The organism is Chitinophaga sp. RCC_12 (assembly GCF_041360695.1).
In the GTDB taxonomy this organism is placed as follows: Bacteria; Bacteroidota; Bacteroidia; order Chitinophagales; family Chitinophagaceae; genus Chitinophaga.
Map to the genome: position 1 here is coordinate 166,393 of NZ_JBFUPS010000011.1, position 19,318 is coordinate 185,710.

Consider the following 19,318-nt stretch of genomic DNA (forward strand, 5'->3'; position numbering starts at 1 on the left):
CGTGGATATTATTTTGGTTGCATCGTGAGTTCAAATAGTTTCATCAATTCCTTTCCTGTTATCCCGTTTGCCTTAATTGTTATGTCATATTCGCCTGCCGGCAGATAAATATCTTTCAGTGACTTTACGGTTGCTTTAACCGGTTGCACAGTTTCCTTCATAACATGATCGCCTATACGCAATATGAAACTGCCACCGGCATCTGCACCATACTTAATACTAAGCCTGTACGCTGCATCGCGTACAGTACGCACCTTCCAGCTGATGTACTGCGCAGTGTCTTTCCAGTTACGTACGTCATAATTATTCTTCTTTCCGTCGCTGTACTGCCAGCCGCTGCCATGCAGGGTGGCATCAAACGCCCTGAGTACATTCGTAATGTTATAAGTATCCAATACTCTTACGCTATCTGTTTTAAGCTGGTCTGTTTCCAGTACAATAACGCTGTTAATGCTATCGGGCGCGTGTGCAGGCAATGCAATCAGCCAGTCTTTGGACTGCTGCCGCTTTAATTGCAGCGGCTTTTTACTTTTGTCGCCCAAAAGATACGCGTTGCGGATACTGCTTTCCAGTCCGCCTACATATAAGGTAGACTGCCAGTTAAAAACGTGCAGGTATAACTTGTTGTCCTTCCGCGTGCTTTCGCCCCAGGGCTGCACCGGTAGCGGACTTGCTGTAGTGCCGTAAATACTTTCGCCGTATTGTTGCATCCACGCTCCAATGGTATGCAGTATTACCGTATCACGCGGGTCAATGCTGCCGTCGCCTTCCGGGCCAATGTTCATAAGCAGGTTGCCGCCTTTGCCGGCCGCTTTGGCCAGCAGCCGGATAAAGAAGCCCGGCGGCTTATGACTGCTGTCGTACTTCGAATATCCGTACGACTCGTTGGTGGTGGGAATGGCTTCCCAATCGCCGGTTACCGGGTAAAACTCCGCGGGCCGGTCGGCCGTGTTCACATAATCGCCGAAAGAAACGCCGGGAGCGCGTGCCAGCCGGCCATTCACTACTACCTTGTTATCTGCCGCCCGGATCGCCTGCAGTATACGGATGTTTTCACTTAGCGGTAACTTATGCGGCGTATCAAACCAAAGAATATCCGGATGATATCTTTTCAACAACTCTAATATTTGGGGGATTGCTTTTTCATTCACATACTTCACCGCTTTGGGCAGTAATTCCGGATGTGCATTATACCAGGTGACGCCACCATACAGGTTCTTATCTCCCCCGGGATTTTTATAATCCCAGTCATTACCTGGCGCATCGGGATGCTCCCAGTCGAACGCATGGGAGTAATAAAAGCCGAAACGGATGCCATATTTCTTACAGGCGACCGACAATGCCGCCAAAGGATCCTGCTGAATGTGATAGTTGCCGATAGCAGTGGGATACATGGCCACGCCATCATGATGCTTGGCGGTGATGACCAGGTATTTCATACCTGCTGCTTTAATCATACGCACCCAGGCGTCCGCATCAAAATTTACCGGGTTAAATGTTTGAATGAGCTTATCCGCATATTCCTGCCGGCCGATCTTCTCCTTCCGCATCAGGTGCTCGGCGTAGCCCTCCACCTTCTTTCCATTCCATTCGCCACCGGCGGTAGAATAAACGCCCCAGTGGACAAAGCATCCGAATTTAGCTTCCCGCCACCAGGCAATGCGGGCATCGTGGTTTTTCATAGATGCTTTCCACCAGCCATTCAGCGCGTCGTTGACTGCTATGCTGTCGCGCGCAGCGGCCTGCTGGCTCAGGATGCCATCATCATCGCCTTTCACCTGCGCAACAGTTACTCCTGTTATAATGCTAAAGGCTATACTTAATATGCGCCTGCTATAGTTCATAAGATATCATAAATTTTACCAGGTGCAGTTGAAAAATCATACTCAAAAACTTTTTCCAACTGCAACACTGGTAATTTCGTTGTGTCTTTTACAATAGTGTTGCCCCGGATCTGCAACTGGTAGAATGGATTTACGTTGTTACCAACCGCCGGCTTTGCCGGTTGTCCGTTCACCTTAACGGCAACGCGCGTACGAATACGGCAGTTACCACCCAATGCGGAACGGATAACGGCATGCGTGAGCTGCCCATTTTTCCATTCCATATCTACTTCAAAACCACCTCTTGCTTTTAATCCTTTCACACTGCCGGAAGGCCACGCATCGGGCAATGCGGGAAGCAGGTACAGTGCGCCATCATGGCTTTGCAGCAACATTTCCGTAATCCCGGAAGTTACCCCGAAATTGCCGTCGATCTGGAACGGAGGATGCGCATCAAACAGGTTGGGATAAGACCCGCCGCTGTTGTCGGCTACGCTCACTGCCTGCCCGCCGGCCAGGAATAACTGCTTATTCAACATGGTATACGCGTGATTGCCATCTTCCAGGCGTGCCCACCAGTTTATCTTCCATGATTTAGACCAGCCGGTTCCGCCATCTCCCCGCAGCAGCAAACTGCGTGTAGCCGCCGCAGATAGTACGGTATCCCTTCGGGGCGAAATGAAATTACCCGGGAATAAGCCATACAGGTGGGATACGTGGCGGTGTGAGTCCTTTGGATCGTCCCAGTCTTTGTACCACTCCTGCAATTGTCCATACTGACCGGTATGGAAAGGATACATTTCCTTCATGGTTTGTTTGATACGGGCTACAAGGGCTGCATCCTGTTGTAACACGGTTGCCGCCTGGATTGTATTATTAAACAGGTCGTGAATAATGGAAAGATCCATGGTAGTAGCAATACTCACAGAACCTTCCCGCTTACCGTTTACCATAAAATTATTCTCCGGCGTAGTAGAAGGGCTTGTGATCCATTGGCCCTCTTTGTTTTTTACCAGCCAGTCGAGCATAAATAATGCAGCGCCTTTCAGATCGGGATATACCTGTTGCAGCATTTTCTTATCGCCGGTAAACTGGTAGTACTCCCACAGGTGGCGGCTCAGCCAGGCTCCGCCCATTGGCCATATTGCCCATTTGGGGTTACCGCTGGGATCGGAAAAGTCAATACCACCGGCCGGGTTGGTCATACCCCATATATCCGAGTTATGATGCGCCGTCCATCCTTTTGCACCGTAATTAACGGCAGCGGTTACACGCCCGTGTTGCGCCAGCTGGCCAATAAATTCAAATAATGGCGCACCGCAATCCGATAAGTTGGCGGTTTCGGACGGCCAGTAATTCATTTCCGTATTGATATTGATAGTATAGTTGGAGCCCCAGGGCGGCTGCATTTCCTTATTCCACAATCCCTGCAGATTCATAGCCGGACCGCCCTTGCGGGATCCGGATATCATCAGGTAGCGGCCGTATTGATACAGCAGCGTGGTTAATTGCGGATCGCGGTTGCCACCGGAAAGCGTATATACTTTCAGTCTTTCATCTGTTGGCTGCAGTGCGGAAGTGTCGCTTCCGAGGTTGAGCGATACCCGGCTGAACAACGACGTATAGTCGTTTATGTGACCAGTCAGTAATTGCGGATAACTGCCGGCTTTCTGTAAAGGCTCCACAGCCGCCGTATGTGGATCTTTCCCGTTGGGTAATCCTTCTTTAAAACTGGTACCAACTGATAACAGGAGTACTGCTTCCGTTGCGCCGGAAATGTGTATGCCCGCAGTATCTGTATTTACCTGTCCTCCGTGTACGCGCGCATCAAGATGTACTTCGTAATTGATTCCTTTATCGCCGTAAACAATCTGTTTTGGCTCATAAGCCCTTGCTGCCACATATTCGGGGCATCTGCCTTTCATGACCAGGTAATGCGGGTTAACCACGCTGTTCGTATGCGGCATCGGGTTGGCAAAACGGGTGCTGAAACTAAGCTGCCCGGCTTTACTGGCCGTATAGCGTATTACCAGCAATTGCTTCGGGTAACTGCAAAACACTTCCCTCGTATAGTCGACGCCGTTAGCTGTATAACTAACGCGCGCTACCCCGTTGTTCAGGTTCAGTTCACGTTTATATTGCGTGGCCTCCTGTGGTATATCGTTGTCTATAAAAAGACTTCCCAGTGTGAGATAGCGGGCGCTGTAGGTACCCATCATTTTGCGGGCCAGCTGATCTGCTTCCATATATTTTTCCTCTGCCAGCAGCTGGCGGATGACGGGCAGCAGTTCTTTGGCCGCCGGGTTATTACCATCACGTGGAACGCCGGACCAGAGATAACCTTCATTGAGTTGCAGTTCTTCCTGCTGTACGCCGCCAAAGACCATGGCACCCATGCGGCCATTTCCTACAGGGAGCGCCTCTACCCATTGTTTGGCCGGTTGCCGGTACCAGAGTTTTAACAGGGAATCTGCCGGTGTTGCGGCGCCGGTGTTTCCGGCCAATAACATCAACGAAGCTGCTAACAGATATTTTATCATCAATATATTATTTTTCAGGTTGAGTCATGCCTGTTTCCATTCCCTTGCTTACGGCTGCCACTACCTTACCATCGTTCATACCAGCCTGGACCTCCATAGTGATTCTGATCCGGCTATGATGGCAAGGCAGGTGGCCATTCCTCTGATTAACATTTGCTTTTAAATTTTTTTTGGCGAATCTGTTTTAAGGAAATGTCCGCTGCAGGCTTTCTTTTTTTTAGAAAGGGGAATGTATATCAGTCACCTGACATTCGTTCTTTCATCATGGAATTCATCTGTTTCAGCAAACGTTTGCAAAATATCTTTAGTTGACCTTAACCAGTGTTTTCATTACTCTACGGGTATTTTAAAAACTATGCTTTGCTAATATAATCCGAAACTATGCAATCGGTTGCAAATAAATGTATGCAATTTTACCCATTTCAGGTATCTTTTTAAGGCAGTGTAAAAAAGAGGGAATAACAGGTTATGAGACAGGTTGACCATGAAAGGTTCCTGTCTTGCAAAAGCAAAAAAAGAAAATTATACAATAATTGTTTTGTTCGATCGTCTGGTAATAAAGTGAGGATGTTGTTATGAAAAAAGGAAAACAATCCATCATTGCGTCATACCGGCTGGAAGAGCTTCTGGTTGTTCCGGGGTTGATGATAGATGTTCATCATAAACAGGCCGGGGAACCGGCCCACCACCCCAATGCTGATTTAACAGCGGCCCACCGGCACGAGTTTTACACATTGGTGATAACAGGCAGGCAGCGAAGCCGGCACATGGTAGATTTCAGGCTGATAGACATGCCACCGGAGAGCATGTTTTTATTAACACCGTGGCAGGTGCACCTGTCGATGGATGGAGAACAGGTGCAGGACGTGTACCTGATCTCCTTCACGCGTGATTTTTTACCTGTTGGCTTTGCTGCTTTGCCTTTATGTGTGGAGCATCCGGTAACACCCGACAACGCTGCTTACCAGGAAATATGGCATTTGTGTGCACAGATGCTGCGGGAATTCAATACGCGTAAGGCGCTGCAGGAACAGGTATTGCAACATTACCTGGCGGTATTGCTCACCCAGTTTATGCGGTATCTTCCGGAAAACACCCAAAGCTCCCCTTTACAATCAACATTATTAAACCGTTACCGGGAACTGATGGAGCAACACCTGCTGAGCTGGAACAGTGCCGGGGAATACGCGCGGGCGCTGTATGTTACCACAGACCATTTAAACGAAGTAGTAAAACAGGAAACAGGGCAAACGGCTTCCGCGTTGCTGGCAGCAAGACGTATACTGGAAGCCAAGCGGATGTTGCTGCATTCCACGCATGGCATCAAGGAAATAGCCTGGTACCTGCAGTTCAATGAAGTCACCTATTTCAACCGTTTTTTCAAACAGCATACCGGGCAAACGCCGGTGGCCTTCCGGATCTCAAGCCGGGAAAAGTATAACTATAACCCGGAATAGTATAATAACGGAGAAGTGCAGCTCCGGTAGTTTTGCTGAAACACTGCAACTGCCGCCGTAAGCCGGCGCGTTTTAATCATCAAACACATTTAATAAATGCCTTCAATCAAAGAAAGGGCGACCAGTTTACTGATGTCGCGCATAGGGAAAACTGCGCACGTAATAAGCGTAGCACGTATAGGAAATTTTTTATTAGAAATAGATTTGCAACTGTCGCAGGCCCTGCCAGAACGCAGCACCCAGCATCTCAAATGTGAGGTGGCTCCATATGCGTATCGCGATTACACTGTTGCATGCTGGGACACTGCTGCACAAACCGCCACCCTTATAGTGGATTGCGGACATGAGGGAGCTGGCAGCTCCTGGGCGCTGGAACTGCAACCGGGTGATGAAGTAAATTATGCCGGACCCGGTGGTGGTCAGCATCAGCCCTCCGGCACGCAACACCTGGTATGCATAGGTGATGCCAGCGCCGCAGGGCACTTCCATTCTTTATACCTGCGTAAAACCAATCAACAACAATTTCATTGTTTCCTGCAATTGGAAGATCCGCTTACCCGGCAGATATTACAAATGCCGGTGCAGCCGCTTTCCAATAACGGTCATTATTTCACCGATCTGCATGAATGGTTATACCATTATGATTTCCCGGTGGCAAATACAACTTATTATGTGGCAGGTAATCAGCAGATGGCGGTACAGGTACGCAAATTATTACGTCAGCAAGGCAAACAGGTAAAGGCACAGGGTTTCTGGGGCTAAGTGCGGGGCATCAGACCAGGTGTTCTTTCATTGCCTTTACAATGGCGTTGGAGCGGGATTTTACATCGAGCTTGCGATAAATATTCATGATATGGGAACGGACCGTTCCCACACTGATATGACACCCTTCCGCTACCTGCTTATAGGTGTCGCCATTTACCAGGCAACGTAAAATCTCTTTCTCCCGCGGCGATAATCCGTAGGGGTCCTGATAAACCTGTTTCTCCTTACGGAAAAAGGCCAGTACTTTGTTAACCGCCACTAAGTTCGACTGCAAAGCCGTCTCATATATCTGAGAAATAAACTCTGTCAGGGAGACCGGGGGTACATGATCGATTTTAAACGCTTCTGTTGCTGCCGGCACCTGTATTAATCCCTGTTCCGTCTCGTTCAGGGTAAGCAATAGCACATTTATATCAGGGTAAGCTGCTTTTACTATGCTGGCGGCTTCTATTGCGTTCAATCCGGGTATCTCTATATCCATAAAAACCAGGTTGCAGATATCTTTTGCTAATTGTTGTAACGTTTCCGATGATTCGCTGTGCAATCCTGAAACTTCTAAAACACGCGCTCCTCCCAGGTTAGCAGGATTAATTGGCCGCACTTTTTTCATAATATTCCTTTTGGGTTATGTATATTCATATGAAATCTTCCATTAATAACTGCAGGTTTCCGGAAGCTGGTATGGTTGATAAATTATAAATGGAAAGAATCACACGGTTCCCATACCCGTCGCAAATTTGAAACAATTACATGCAGTAGTCAATCGGATACATATATGGTTTTTCAATAAATATTAATATACAATTCATTTTATATTAGCAATAAAACGAAAATATAACGTGGTATCTGACAGTTTATTAAAGGATTAACCTGGATACAATTACTTACTAATCAACTACTTAAAAGTCAGGACTTCTATCATTTAAAACAAATTATACTTTGGTATATATATTATAGCTGTATTTTCCTGCAGCTCTCCGCTCAGTTCCCTTCGCCCCGGTAAGGTCGTCACCGAGCATCGACCGGTACTTTTCTGCTATCGCCTGCAGGGATTTCACCATCTCCGGAAACTGCTGCTGCACATCCAGTGTTTCACCCGGGTCACGCCGCATGTCATACAATGCCATAGGTACATCCACTTCCGGCTGCGCACCTGGAAAACCATCATATCCCGGCAGGTTTAATTTATACGTTCTGCTTCTATGCGGGAGCACCAGTTTCCACGGCCCCTTCCGGATGGCCTCCAAACTATTCACCTGGTAATATACGGCCAGCTCATCCCGCGGATTTGCCTCCGGCTCATTAAATAACAATGACTTCATATCCACTCCGTCAATTTTCCTGACCGGCAATGCAGCCCCGCATAAATTAGCCACCGTGGGAAGCAGATCAATGGTAGCAGCCATTTTGTTGCAAACAGTACCGGCAGGAATTTTCCCCGGCCAGCGCATGATACACGGTACCCTCGTGCCACCTTCCCAGGAAGTACCTTTACCTTCGCGCAGGCCACCGGTATTTCCGGCATGGTTACCATAAGATAACCACGGACCATTATCGCTGGAAAAAATCACCAGGGTGTTATCAGACAAACCATTCTCCTCCAACGTTTTTAATACCTGGCCAACAGACCAGTCTATTTCTGCTATCACATCTCCAAAAAGTCCATCCTTACTTTTTCCTTTATACTTCTCTGACACCGCAATAGGCACATGTGGCATACTGTGCGCCAGGTAAAGAAAAAATGGTTGCTGCCGGTTATTTTTTATAAAACGGCAGGCCCTTTCTGTATAAAGCGTAGTGAGTTGCGACTGATCTTCCAGTGTTTTAATATATCTGAGTGGCTTATTACCTTCTATCAGCGGCAGCGGCGGATACTTTCTCCGCGGATGCGTAGAGGTATCGGAATAAGGCTTTCCATCATAATGTACCGGCCACATATCATTGGAATAAGGCAGTCCGAGGTATTCATCAAAGCCATGCTGCAAAGGCAACCATGGTTCCCTGCTTCCCAGGTGCCATTTGCCTACCATCCCGGTGCGGTAACCCTGTGCTTTTAACACAGATGCAATGGTTTGTTCGGCGGTATCCAGCGCAATAGGCGATGCCGGCGACAAAGCGCCATTAATGCCTACCCTGTTCGGATAACAGCCGGTCAGCAATCCTGCCCTTGATGCAGAACAAACAGCCTGCGCTGCATAAAAATAAGTGAAACGCATGCCCTGAGCGGCCATACGGTTGATATTGGGAGTGTGCCAGGGAGTGCCGGCAAAACATTCAAGGTCACCATAACCCATGTCATCCATGAAGATGATCACAATATTCGGCTTTTTTGCCACCGGCGGCAGTTCCGCAAAGCTGTATGATACAGCCGCCAATATGAATGTACTCAGGCAAAAAAAAGCTTTTTTCATCCGGGACGTTTAACAATAAATAATGGTGACTATAAAAATATACATCTTCCGCGGATTTCCTAGAAAAATTTGTCCTAAGCGAGTTTTGTCTTGAGCGAGTTTTGTCTTGAGCGCTGATTACGCTGATTATAATGATTTAGGGGATTGACCTTTGGGATTTTATTATGATTAGCGGAGATAGAAGCGATTTGACTTTTCTGGATTTTTATATGAGTAAAGAAGATATGAGCGATTTGATGTCATAAGATATAAAAGATCAAGGGAGATATAAGCGAATCGCTTCGCCTATATCTCCCTTATCACAATAAAAATCTAAAAAAATTAATCGCTTCTATCTCCGCTAATCATAATAAAATCCCAAAGGTCAATCCCCTAAATCATTATAATCAGCGTAATCAGCGCTCAAGACAAAACTCGCTCAAGACAAAATCCGCGCTTACTTCAGAATCAACTCTATCACCGGGATCTCGACGTCAGGTTTGCGTACGGGTAGTTCCAGGGTCAGGTCGCCTTTGTCGGTGGCGCGCATTTTCACTTCGGAGCCATCGTTTAGTAGCTGCGCGTATTTTACTTTGCCTTTCATGCCCGGCAGTTCGAAACGCTGTAATGGGTAGTCGAGCAAATGCACATACAAACGTTTGGTTGTTGGATTGTAAGTCAGCAAGCTGTTATCAGGGCGCTTGAACTCCGCTGGCGCTTCGGTGCAGCCGTAAATGGAACGGCCATTCACCTGCATCCACTCACCCATTCCTTTCAGCCTGTCCTGTGCGCGGGCATCAAAAGTACCGCGGGAGGTAGGTCCTACGTTTAGCAACAGGTTACCGCCTTTACTCACCGATTCAATCAGCAACACCAGTAACTGCTTGTTATCTTTCCAGGAAGTTTCATCACGGTAATATCCCCACGAACCGGAAAAAGTCTGACAGGTTTCCCAATGAATACGCTTGCCATTACGGGTAGGCCATTCGGATACTTTGTATTGCTCCGGTGTGGCAAAATCGCCGCCATCTTCATATTCTCCAAGGTCCAGGCGGTCGTTGATGATAATGCCTGGTTGCAGCTTGCGGATCATTTTAATAAGATCCAGCGAATTCCAGTCGTTATGATCTTTTCCATGTTCACCCGGAAAAGAAAAGTCGGTCCAGAGGATATCAATTTTGCCGTAGTTGGTCATGAGTTCCTTTACCTGGTTCTTCAGATAAGTACGGTATTTTTCCATATCGCGGCCCTTATTCAGCTGCTCATAATCCTTCGGATCGGAAGGACGCTGCGGGTGCACCCGGTCGATGGTATAATCCGGATGATGCCAGTCGATCAGCGAATAATAGAACCCTACTTTTAATCCTTCTGCCCGGAAAGCGTCTACCCATTCTTTGATCAGATCCCTTTTTGCTGCTGTATTAGGGGCTTTGTAATCCGTGTATTTAGAATCAAATAAACAGAAGCCTTCATGGTGCTTGGTGGTGATCACTGCATACTTCATACCTGCGGCTTTCGCCTGCCGCGCCCATTCGCGTGGATTGTAGAGGTCCGGGTTATAGAGGTCGAAATATTTCTGGTAGGCACTGTCTGTAATATGCTCATTACTTTTTACCCATTCGTGGCGGGAAGGCATGGAATACAGTCCCCAGTGAATAAACATGCCGAAGCGGTCGTTCACCCACCAGGCCAGCCGTTGTTCTTTCTGTGCATCTGTTTCGTTGAATATTTTCTTTTCCTGTGCGTTAACTGCCGACAGGAATACCAGGAAAGTGAGAATACAAAGTGATAGTTTCTTCATAACTAATAAATTATACATTCGGTTTGATACAAGGTTACTCGGCTACCAGCCAGGTGTAGCCATTTGCGGCGATGGTTACTTTCACATGCGCGCGGTAATTACGGTCAAGGGTATACGTTTTTAGCGGTCCTTCTTTTTCCCGGATACGCACGCTTTGTGTAAGCCCGCTGTAATACAGAGGCAGCGCCACTTCACGGGTAATGGCCTGTTGCGTTGGATTATACAGCATCACCAGGGCCTTTTGCGGCAATTGGGCGCTTATATGCATAATCCCGTCCCAGTCGCGACCATCGGCTCTGCGCAGATGAATGATATCCGTATTGAGAATGTCGCGGTATTTTTTATACCAGGCGACCATGTTCTTTACCACTGCTTTGGTGCTATCGGTGTCGTATAAACGCGGGCCGCGGTAGCAGGCCTGTACTCCGGCGCCATAGTATTGCGCCATCAGCTGGTCGTAGGCGTCCAGGTGATCTTTCAGCGGTTCAAGGGTAGCAGCTGCACCGCCGCCCTGGTATTCGCTGAGCGGTACAAAGCCCCAGCTCATGGAAGGGGTTTTCTCCCAGGTGCCATCAAAAATATTCTGCCTGTTCAGGATCAGTTGTTCTGCGCGTGGCAGGGAAAAATTTACTTCGCGGTAGCCCAATGCTATTTTGTTGGTACCATCCAGGAAGTACCAATCGGGGGCATTTACATATACTCCTTTTTCATTGAGCCAGTGATAAAGCCCTTTCTGCAGCTGCATTTGCTTCCATTGGGAATCTTCCAGCCCGGTGTGGCCCGGGTGTGTGGTGGAGGCGCAAACATCTCCGGGGTAAGGACCATCATTTTCAAAAATATCGAAGCCGGTAGCGCTGATAAAACTTTTAATTTTCTGCAGATAGGCCAGGCCCCATTTGCTACCCATGCAGGGAGCATTCCCAAAAAATGCACCGCCTGTTTTACCGGTTGCCGGGTTAATCACATCATCTTCCTCACTGATACGCCTGCTCGAAAACAGGGAGTAACCGCCCAGCAACACCTTTTTACTATGTGCATAATCCGCCAGCGCTTTGAATTTAGCGATGTTGGCAGCACCTGTATCTTCCATATTCAAACCACTGCCAAAGCTGAGGATCACGCCTTCATAGCCGGTTGCGGCGCATTGGTCGATGATCGCTTTTACTTTCACGGGGTCGGTACTTACCAGGTGCATGAAAATAGGATTTTCTGTGGTCCACGGCGCGATGGTGCGGTAAAACCTTCTCTTAGCCAATCCATTTCTTTCGCGGTCGTATCCATCAAACAACAGTTCGTAGGTACGGATCGATTCAAAATGTTCACCGGCGGCTAAGGTGATGCCTACCGGCACACTTGGGTATACTTCCAGTACGCAGGGCGTTTGCAGGTCGTAGTTTACCTGGGAAGTGTAGGTGCTGTCGGCTTTCCAGTGGGTAGTCTGATCGCTGAGATTTGCCTTCATGGCATTATTGAAAGCGTAATTGCTTTCAATATAAATTCCGTGCGGTACCTGCATTTTATTCACGCTGCCTACTACTGCAGATTCTTCTTCCGGCGTTGCAAGTATTTCATTCACTACCTGTTGCAGCTTTATGGGTTGCCCGCTCTGGTTGGTTATTTCCAGCCATTTCGAGAGGAGTGGGATGCCGTCAAAAATATCGTAATGCACTTTAACGCTGATGCCTTTCAGTTCAGGCGCCTGCGCCTCATACGAGAAGGTAAGCTCTTTGCCGGAGGGCTGCTTTGGATTGCTGCACCAGCCTTTTGCCTGCCATTGTAAATAGGGGGAGATGACGGTTACCTGGTGGCCGCTGTAAATAAAATCTGTTGAACCGGCTTTCAGGTTATCCAGCCACGCGGGAAGCAGATACGCCTGTTGCTTTTGGCCCTGGGCGCCGCCGATCATATAGTCGTGCCCGTTAATAGTAAGCCGGGCTTCGGGCTTAATGGCACGCAGCAGCTGTTCACCGCTGACCAGGTTACGGTAGTCGGTGCAGATTACGTTTGGGGCTATACGAAAACTCCGGCTCAGCAAACCGTTGCTGAGTGTAATTTCCTTTTCCTTTTCTGTTACCGTGGCGGTATACGACTGGTGGCTGATGAGCCAGTCGGGCGCAGGGGCTTTCACCTGTGCGATCGCTATACCGGAATAAAGACTGGTAACCAGTCCAAACAGGAGTTGTGTTCTTTTCATGTTCTTGTTCTCTGATAAATTATTATTTCACTGGCTGCAGGATCACTTTCCGTAACCAGCATAATTCATTTTTATTTCCGGAAACCGGTTTCACTGTCAGATTTTGTTTGCCCGCCTTATCAATATGTATAATGCCAACTGCGTGTTGAATAAAGTTCATGGGTTTGTGGCTGTCGTAGCTGCCGGTTACCAGTGTGAGGAAGGGCAGTTGCTGCCCACCAAGGGTTACCAGTCCCTGCTGCGAGGCGCTTCCCGGTTCGCAGGCATAATCCAGTATAATTTTATAGTCGCCTGCGTCCTGTACTTCCAGCGGAAATACAATCGCGTCATCGGGAGTTACCATACCGGTGATGCAGTTATCATGTTTCCAGTCGCCGAAGTAATGGGAATACGTAAAGAGTTTGCTTTTGGCGGCGCCGTTGAAAACGGCCCATACAGCAGGTATTTCCGCCTGCGCATATTCGCTGCTCACGGTTTGTGTGCGCAGCTGTGATAGATCTGTTTGCTGCCCGGTATACACCACTTCAATCACGGTACTTCGGGTATCCGGCAATATTGCCGGCAGCTGGATTACGGTTTCTTCCGGCAGCTGTTTCCACGCAAGCTGGTCTTTAGTACCCAGGATTTTTACCGATTTAATTTTTGCTGTGAGTCCGGGTACCCGTAGTTGCCTGTTGGCTGGCATTTGCCAGATATGCAGGAATAACTTTCCTGGTTTACTAGTGGATACGCCCCAGGGCTGTGCCGGGATCAATCCCCAGGTGGTGCCATAAATGCTTTCACCATAGGTTTGCAGCCATTTACCGGTGGCTTTCAGGTATGCTACGGAATAGGCCGGCCATTGGCCATTGCCATCGGGACCAACATTCAGCATCAAGTTTCCTCCTTTGGAGGCTACATTACCCAGGAGCCGGATGATTTCCGTTGGTGATTTAAAGTTCAGGTCGTGCCGGATATAGCCCCAGGAGTCGTTGTGGGTATAAATAGATTCCCAGGCGCCCGGGATGGGAACCGGAGGTACTTCAGAATCGCCAAAATCGCGGTAGTCGCCAAGATCATGTCCAACGCGGCTGCTAAACAGGCAGCCTGGCTGCAGTAACCGGAGACTGTCGATCATCTGTTTGGTTTGCGCTGCGGTTAAGCCGCCGGGCATATCAAACCAAACGAGGCCCAGCGGACCGTAGTTGGTTAACAGTTCCTTCAGCTGCGGAATTGATTTGGTGCGGTAGTATTGCTGGTAATCTTTCTCTTTATTTTTAAAATCCCAGTTATTTCCGCCGCCGTTAGGTTCGTGCCAGTCGAGGAACTGGGAGTAATAAAATCCGAAGTGTATGTCTTTTGTGCGGCAGGCGTCGGAGAGCGCCTTCATCGGATCTTTTTTATAGGGAGAAGCGTCAACGATATCAAAGTCAGTTACTTTGGAATCGTACATGCTGAAGCCTTCGTGGTGCTTGGCGGTGATCACCATATACTTAATCCCCGACTCTCGGGCTGTTTCTGCCCACTCTTCTGCATTAAACCCGGTGGGGTTGAAGGTTTGTGCTACTTTGGCGTATTCAGCAGCCGGGGCTTTTGCGCGGTTCATGATCCATTCGCCGCTGCCGTAGTAGCTGCTGTCTTTCCAGCGGCCACCGAGTTTAGAATAAAGTCCCCAGTGAATGAACAGCCCAAACTTGGCTTCTCCGAACCATTTCAGCCCGGGATGGAGCTTATTGGCTACCGCACCTTTGTTCCACATATCCGGCATGTCCTGGGCATTCGCTTTTAGCGGGGTGAGCAGGCACAGGAATAGTAATAACGTTGGAATCCGGTGGAACATATAGCTAAGTTTAGTAGTACAATCCGTAAAAAATATACATATCCCCTGGTATATGCAAATGCGTGGAAAATGGTATCAGGGAAAGGGAAAATGCTACAATCAGCGGAGGGAGGCGGGCGCTTCGCGTCATTAACCAACGGTTAACGATTATTCCGGATAGTAATATCTAATTTCGGGTTCGACAAGTTACAATCCACTAAGCAAATTGGTAACTTTCCAAATTCAGCAATCATCTTATTTAGCTTAATAGCAGGCTATAAATGTGTTATCAGCATCTGACGCGATGCCGCAGGTGCCATGTGAATGTTTTTTTTTAAACCCTTGCTGTGGTCATCAGCAAGGGTTTCTTTTTTGCCCTTTCTCCCCGTTATTTCAATTCTTGTTTAGGTTTAATTAACGCTCTGCACACCGGATCCGGCTAATATTGTTTTATCGTTATGTTCAGTCTGATAACTGAAATGCATACAACTAACAAATATCTCAGCAGTACCTGTTGGCCTTTTCAGGCCGACGGGGATTTTCCTGTGTTAAACAATCACCCACCGGTCTGACGATCAATGGGTTTTTGATTTAATCATCATCTAGCTACAGCGCCTCTGCGGTTTCCACTGCGGAGGCTTTTTTGATCTTGAAAATGAATATTTATTCGCTTATCTTTGTAATGTGAAACTGAAAGATGATAAAAAAGTAGCCCAGATTTTTCAATCGGCCCTCAAGCTGGTGGCCAAAAAAGGATTGTCCGGCATTACCATGGGCGACATCTCCAGGGAGGCCGGCATTGCCACCGGCACCCTGTACGTTTACTTCAAAGGGAAAGATGAACTGATCAACGCCTTATTTGCCGCCTGCCGGGAAAACTCGGTACAGGTATCTTTTAAAGGCTATAACCCGCAGTTACCCTTCAAACCAGGGTTCAAAAATATATGGCTGAATATCCTGCGCTATAAGCTGCAACACTTTGAAGAAGTGATTTTCATGGAGCAATGTTATCACTCCCCTTTTATCACAGCCGGTACGCGGGAAAAAGCACAGCAACTGTCGGCCCCCTTCTACGCATTGATGGAAAGAGGCCAGAAAGAACAACTTATCAAGCAAACAGATATTGGACTTTTGCTCACCTTTATGATGGGCGCTATGAATGAACTGGTAAAACAAACGCATTACAGCAGCATTACCCTTAACAGAAGCCGGATCAACAGTACGTTCGACCTATGCTGGGATGCCCTGAAAGCATAATGATAAATGAATAAATATTCACAAATTAATCCACCTGCATATGTCAGACATCATGATCGCAGTAGACCTGAGCAGCTTTTCAGAAAGCCTGATCAGGACCGGCCTCGAACTGGCCGATAAAATGAATGCTTCCGTTACCCTCTTTTCCGTGGTAGAAATAGGTATTGGCATCGGCCTGCCGGAAGGTGGCCCCGTGTTTACCGACGATATTCCGGCCCGTATCCGTGAAGTGGAGGAAAGACTGGAAGCTTACAAGCAGCTTTACCCGGATAAGCAGAACATCAGCATTGTAGTAGGTACCGGCAACCCTAAAAATGAAACACTGGTACAGGCACATGACAGCAATGCCACCATGCTGGTGGTAGGTACTCATGGCAGGACCGGCCTGGATCATATGCTGCTGGGCAGCAATGCGGAATATATTATCCGCCATTCCCGCATTCCCGTACTGGTGGTTCCCTATAACCTGGAGGAACACTAAAATAACACTCAACAATTCATACAACCGCAACAACTCCCGGCAAAACAGCCGGGAGTTGCTTTATATCCCTGCCACCATCTGAACACCCGGCAGATTAAAATAGCCTTAAACTCCCCGTGGCCTAAAAGATTCGTTTAAAAGTTGGTATACCTTTGTGGTCATTGCGAACAACAGACCTAACGAAACCCACGAACCTTTGAAAAAGAAATTTTTTACTGCAGCGTTTTTACGTAAACTCCACCTCAAAGAGCTACTGGCCGTGTTATTCATATTACTGGCCATTTATTTCTTCCGGTCACAGCGTCATGAATTATACTCCCTGATCCCTGCTATTGAAAAGGCCCAGAGAGGTTGGGTGGTGCTGGGAGTAGTAGTAACTATCGCCTATATTTTATTACAGGCAGGCATGTATGTATTCAGTTTCCGAGCGGTAGGCGCCAAACTGGATGCAGGCCGGAGTACCGAATTATTCCTGAAGCGCAATCTTTTATCCGTATTTCTTCCCGCAGGCGGTATCAGCTCACTGGCCTATCTGCCACAGAGCTTACGCCGCACAGGCTTACATAAACAGCAAATCCACCAGGCCTCCGGCATCTATGGATTTGTAGGCATCCTGTCTGTTTTCCTGGTGGGTATTCCGGTTGTTGCTTATGCAATGTTTCATGCAGCCACCATGAAAGATGCTTTGTGGGGTCTCATCGCCATTTGTGCGCTGCTGCTCGGCGTAGTATGGCTGGTACGTTCCATGCAATTGAAAGGCAAAGCCTACCAGTGGCTGGTGAAATATTTTCCGGGAGCGGCCCGGCAGGCAGATGAAATATTTACCTTTCAATTGTCGGTACCCTCTTTCATGAATACGGTACTCGCCTCGGCGCTGATAGAAATAGCGGGCATAGGGCATCTTTACCTGAGCATGCTGGCAGTGGGAGTTACCCCATCGCTGGAAGCGGCCTGCGTAGGATATATTGTAGCCACTATCTTCTTAATTATTTCCCCTTTTCTCCGCGGATTGGGCGCCATCGAACTATCGCTGGCTTATATCCTCAGCAATTATGGATTCAGTACACTGGAGGCACTGGAAATCACTTTATTATTCCGGCTGTTTGAGTTCTGGCTGCCATTGGTTGCAGGCATGATCGCCTTTGCCCTGAAAGGCAGGGAATTGGTATTGCGGTTACTCCCTCCTATCCTGATCTTCCTGTTGGGTATGGTGAACATCTTTTCGGTGCTTACTCCTCCCCTGGCCAACCGTATTCATTTGCTGCGGGCTTATATTCCCGGAACGTCTATTCACGCTACTAACTTACTGGTGGTGTTCCTGGGCCTGGTGTTGCTGGTAACAGCCACCTTTTTGTTCCGGGGCCTGCGCAGCGCGTGGATTGTGGCGCTGGCCGTTTCCCTGTTGTCGGTATTCGGTCATATCGGAAAGGCGTTGGATTATGAAGAAGCTTCACTGGCACTGGTTACCAGTGTGATATTACTTATCACTTCGCGGCAATACCGGGTAAAAAGTAATCCCCAGCTGGTAAATATTGGTGTGGTAACGGCATTGGCTACCCTGTTTGTCGTCCTTATTTTTGGTACCGTTGGTTTTTATTTTTTAGATGTGAGACATTTCGGGATCGATTTCACCTGGCAGCAATCTATCCGCCATGCTTTCCATTGTTTTATGTTGCTGGAAGATGACGGATTGCAACCCGTTACCCGGTTCGGGAAAGAGTTTATGTCGGCGATCCGTGTATTAGGCGTAAGTGCATGGGCCTTCCTGTTTTATACGATTATACGGCCCTACCTGCATGTTACCCAGCAAACGAATATCAGCCTGGAGAAAGCACGGTTTTACCTGAGCCAGTACGGCGACTCCCCGATGGATTACTTCAAAATAGGCCAGGACAAACTATTGTTTATGTCTGAACAATATGAAGGCTTTATCGCTTACCGGGTGGCCGGCAGTTTTGCTATTGTACTGGAAGAACCGGTGTGCAGCGAAGATAATAAGCTGCTGGTATTGGAAGAATTTGAACAACAATGCCGGAAGATGGGCCTCCGGCCTGCTTTTTACCGGGTAGATGAAGATAGTACCTACTATTTCAGGCATCTTAAAAAGAAAAAAATGCTGATCGGCCAGGAAGCGATTATGGATATCAGGGACTTCACGCTGAGCGGCAAAGACAAAAAATCACTACGTAATGGCTTGAACAGCCTGGCTAATAAAGGTTATGTAACCACCTTCCATGCGGCGCCTCAAACGACTGCTATGCTGCAGGATTTAAAAGCGGTGAGCGATGAATGGCTGCATCAGTATGAAGTAAAGGAACTCACTTTCTCGCAGGGCTTATTTGATGAAGACGTGATCCGCAACCAGGATATCATTACGGTAACCGACGCAGAGGGAAAAGTAGCGGCGTTCCTCAATATTATTCCAGACTATGCCCCCGGGGAATGCACTTATGACCTGATCCGCAAACGCGCCGACGCGCCGGGCGGAGTGATGGATGCGCTGATCATTGCACTGATCCAGGATGCACAGCAAAAAGAGCTGCACTACCTGAACCTGGGAATGGTACCAATGTCCGGCATTATTCAACCGGAAAATACCGCGGAAAAAATGGTGAAATATGCATACGAGAAGCTGCGGTTCTTCCGTCACTACCAGGGGTTGCGTGAGTTTAAAGAAAAATATGCCACCGAGTGGACTAACAAATACCTGGTATATGGGCATGATTTCGATTTGATACAATTACCTTCTGCCCTCAGTAAAGTAATGCAGCCCTGAGGCCGGGCGAACAATAGCGGAACGGATTTTGTTTTA

The 19,318-nt window shown here is 48.0% G+C and carries 12 protein-coding genes; 5 read left to right on the top strand and 7 right to left on the bottom strand.

Annotated features, from left to right (window positions below):
* Positions 1 to 8 precede the first annotated feature (8 nt).
* Positions 9 to 1,844 carry an alpha-L-fucosidase gene (locus AB6805_RS27105; RefSeq protein WP_370912563.1) on the bottom strand — a complete coding sequence of 612 codons (1,836 nt, stop codon included), beginning with the start codon at positions 1,842 to 1,844 and terminating at the stop codon, positions 9 to 11.
* Complete coding sequence (locus AB6805_RS27110) at positions 1,841 to 4,363, bottom strand: glycoside hydrolase N-terminal domain-containing protein (RefSeq protein ID WP_370912564.1); 2,523 nt, start codon at positions 4,361 to 4,363, stop codon at positions 1,841 to 1,843. The genes AB6805_RS27105 and AB6805_RS27110 overlap by 4 nt, the downstream gene beginning before the upstream one ends.
* Positions 4,364 to 4,938: 575 nt before the next feature.
* On the opposite strand from AB6805_RS27110, the gene AB6805_RS27115 reads away from it, so the two are divergent.
* Both AB6805_RS27115 and AB6805_RS27120 read left to right on the top strand, forming a co-directional pair.
* Entirely contained in the window at positions 4,939 to 5,820 is an 882-nt protein-coding gene (locus AB6805_RS27115) for a helix-turn-helix domain-containing protein (RefSeq protein ID WP_370912565.1), read from the top strand.
* A 96-nt stretch (positions 5,821 to 5,916) separates the two neighbouring features.
* Positions 5,917 to 6,582 carry a siderophore-interacting protein gene (locus AB6805_RS27120; protein ID WP_370912566.1) on the top strand — a complete coding sequence of 222 codons (666 nt, stop codon included), beginning with the start codon at positions 5,917 to 5,919 and terminating at the stop codon, positions 6,580 to 6,582.
* Positions 6,583 to 6,592: 10 nt separating this feature from the next.
* On the opposite strand, the gene AB6805_RS27125 is transcribed toward AB6805_RS27120, so the two are convergent.
* The 5 genes from AB6805_RS27125 to AB6805_RS27145 form a co-directional block, all read right to left on the bottom strand.
* A complete protein-coding gene (locus tag AB6805_RS27125; RefSeq protein WP_370912567.1) occupies positions 6,593 to 7,195 on the bottom strand; it encodes a DNA-binding response regulator in 603 nt (200 codons plus the stop codon).
* 322 nt (positions 7,196 to 7,517) lie between these two features.
* The gene (locus AB6805_RS27130) at positions 7,518 to 8,996 is read right to left on the bottom strand and encodes a sulfatase (protein ID WP_370912568.1); all 1,479 of its coding nucleotides are present in this window, start codon (positions 8,994 to 8,996) and stop codon (positions 7,518 to 7,520) included.
* 436 nt (positions 8,997 to 9,432) lie between these two features.
* Complete coding sequence (locus tag AB6805_RS27135) at positions 9,433 to 10,776, bottom strand: alpha-L-fucosidase (protein WP_370912569.1); 1,344 nt, start codon at positions 10,774 to 10,776, stop codon at positions 9,433 to 9,435.
* A gap of 34 nt (positions 10,777 to 10,810) precedes the next feature.
* Positions 10,811 to 12,970, bottom strand: coding sequence for an alpha-galactosidase (locus tag AB6805_RS27140; protein WP_370912570.1), 2,160 nt, complete (start codon positions 12,968 to 12,970; stop codon positions 10,811 to 10,813).
* A 22-nt stretch (positions 12,971 to 12,992) separates the two neighbouring features.
* Positions 12,993 to 14,789 carry an alpha-L-fucosidase gene (locus tag AB6805_RS27145; protein WP_370912571.1) on the bottom strand — a complete coding sequence of 599 codons (1,797 nt, stop codon included), beginning with the start codon at positions 14,787 to 14,789 and terminating at the stop codon, positions 12,993 to 12,995.
* A gap of 663 nt (positions 14,790 to 15,452) precedes the next feature.
* Here AB6805_RS27145 and AB6805_RS27150 point away from each other — a divergent pair.
* From AB6805_RS27150 to AB6805_RS27160, 3 genes are all read left to right on the top strand, one after another.
* Positions 15,453 to 16,025: a TetR/AcrR family transcriptional regulator gene (locus AB6805_RS27150; RefSeq protein WP_370912572.1), complete on the top strand. Its 573-nt coding sequence runs from the start codon at positions 15,453 to 15,455 to the stop codon at positions 16,023 to 16,025.
* Between the two features lie 40 nt (positions 16,026 to 16,065).
* Positions 16,066 to 16,506, top strand: a complete 441-nt coding sequence (locus AB6805_RS27155) for a universal stress protein (protein WP_370912573.1) — start codon at positions 16,066 to 16,068, stop codon at positions 16,504 to 16,506.
* A gap of 196 nt (positions 16,507 to 16,702) precedes the next feature.
* Positions 16,703 to 19,282, top strand: a complete 2,580-nt coding sequence (locus tag AB6805_RS27160; protein WP_370912574.1) for a phosphatidylglycerol lysyltransferase domain-containing protein — start codon at positions 16,703 to 16,705, stop codon at positions 19,280 to 19,282.
* The last annotated feature ends 36 nt before the right edge of the window (positions 19,283 to 19,318 follow it).